General features: G+C 63.4%; 1 protein-coding gene. It reads left to right on the top strand.

Annotation, left to right across the window (positions count from 1 at the left end):
• Positions 1-84: 84 nt before the first annotated feature.
• A complete protein-coding gene (locus B0E51_RS18925; protein WP_077446455.1) occupies positions 85-1,155 on the top strand; it encodes an IS110 family transposase in 1,071 nt (356 codons plus the stop codon).
• Positions 1,156-1,512 lie beyond the last annotated feature (357 nt).

Here is a 1,512-nt window from a genome sequence, read left to right as displayed (position 1 = left end):
GAGTAAAAAGAGACTTCCTCCCCTTACGGCCTCGAGGGCCATGATGGTGTTGCGACACAACCGTCAGCAGAAGAGGAAGTCTCCATGAGCACTATAACCCTGGGTGTGGACTTGGCGAAGATCGCGTTTTCGGCCTGTGAGATGGATGGCGCCGGGCATGTGTTGCGGCGGCAGGATCTCAAGCGTGACGCGTTTGCCGTGTGGCTGGCCCAGCGGCCGGCCGGCACGGTGGTGGCGATGGAGGCGTGCAGCGGCGCGCATCACTGGGCGCGGCGTTGCCTGGAGTACGGACTGCAGCCGCGCATCATGGCGGCGCAGTTCGTGAAGCCGTACCGCAAAGGTGGCACGACCAAGAACGACCGGGCCGACGCCGAGGCCATCGCCACCGCGGCGCGCCAGGGCAACATGCGCTTTGTGCCGGTGAAGTCGCTCGACCAGCAGGTACGGTTGTCATGGCACCGGGTGCGCGAGGGCTACAAGGTCGAGTCGCTGGCCATCGGCAACCGTATCCGTGGCCTGCTCGCCGAGTTCGGAGTGATCGTGGCGCAGAGCGATCTGGCGCTGCGTCGACAGCTGGCGGACCTGGATGCCCCGATGGGGTTGCCGGTCGAGTTCAAGGAACTGTTACGCGATCTGGCGGATCACTGGCGGCAGTTGCGCCTGCACCTCGACGCGTGCGATGCACGCATCGAGGCCCACGCACGTCAGGACGAGCGGTGTATCCGGCTGCGCGCGATCGTCGGCATCGGACCGATCACTGCCGATGCGGCCGTGGCCACGGTCGGCAACGCGCGCGAATTCAAGCAGGGCCGGCAGATGGCGGCGTGGCTGGGGCTGGTGCCCACGCAACACTCCAGCGGCGGCCATGCACGATTGGGCGAAATCAGCTGTCGCGGCGATGCGTACCTGCGCACGTTGCTGATCCAGGGTGCCCGCAGCAGTTTGCAGCGGGCCAAGGCGGTCAGCGTGGAGAAGGCCACGCCCGAGCAGCGCTGGATACGCACTCTCGACCGACGCCTGCCGTTCGGCAAAGTGATCGTGGCCATCGCCAACAAGCATGCCCGGCAGATCTGGGTCATGTTGGCCCATGAGGTCGACTACGATCCTTCTGCGAGTGTGCGCCACCCCATGCAACGGCAAGTCGGCATGGCATAAACACCGGGCTTCGATTCACCGTCAGCGCGAAGCGGTAACAACGGGTCAGACCCCCCCGACGAGAACCTGACTAACTAGATGGACGTCCAAACCGTGTTTCGGCCGATCCCCGAACACCGGACAGTCCGATGAATGAAAGAGGTCGCCGGGTGCGGTTTATACAGTGGTCCCAGTCAGCGGCATCGACTCAACAAGACCGTTTACGGAAATGCAGTCTGACATGCGTTGTACCCCGCATAGCATTGACACGCACGACGCAACAAACAGGACAACACGGTAACCAGCAGCGGCCCGAAAGCTCAGGGCAAAAGCATCATGCGTCTGGGCTTGATCGGAAGTCTCTTACGGAGTAGTTAG

The sequence above is a fragment of the Rhodanobacter sp. C05 genome, from assembly GCF_002001165.1.
In the GTDB taxonomy this organism is placed as follows: Bacteria; Pseudomonadota; Gammaproteobacteria; order Xanthomonadales; family Rhodanobacteraceae; genus Rhodanobacter.
Note: the sequence above shows the minus strand (reverse complement) of the source record. Positions and strands in the feature narration are given on the sequence as shown.